Genomic DNA, 246 nt, shown 5'->3' with positions numbered 1-246 from the left:
AGCCGCTTAATCAAACATGCCGTTGATCAGGATAATCGAGAGGAGCTGGTTGAAGTTGCCGATGATATTGATCATTCTGTGTCTCACCTATCCGGTCTGCTTGATAATTTACTGAACTGGGCGATGCAGCAACAAGGCCATTTCCCCAATGTGCCGGAGAAACTATCGCTGAACCAGCTCATTACAGAAACCAAAAATGTCTTTAATACTATGGCTGAAAGTAAGCAAATCGCACTTTCAGTGAGC

At 44.3% G+C, this 246-nt stretch carries 1 protein-coding gene; it reads left to right on the top strand.

Annotation, left to right across the window (positions count from 1 at the left end; translation table 11 throughout):
- Positions 1–246: ATP-binding protein (locus E1176_RS19940; protein ID WP_222933022.1), on the top strand; the 246-nt coding region annotated here is incomplete at both ends.

Origin of the sequence: Fulvivirga aurantia, from assembly GCF_009711475.1 — a bacterium.
Taxonomy (GTDB): domain Bacteria; phylum Bacteroidota; class Bacteroidia; order Cytophagales; family Cyclobacteriaceae; genus Fulvivirga; species Fulvivirga aurantia.
This window is presented reverse-complemented; position numbering and strand designations above follow the sequence as displayed.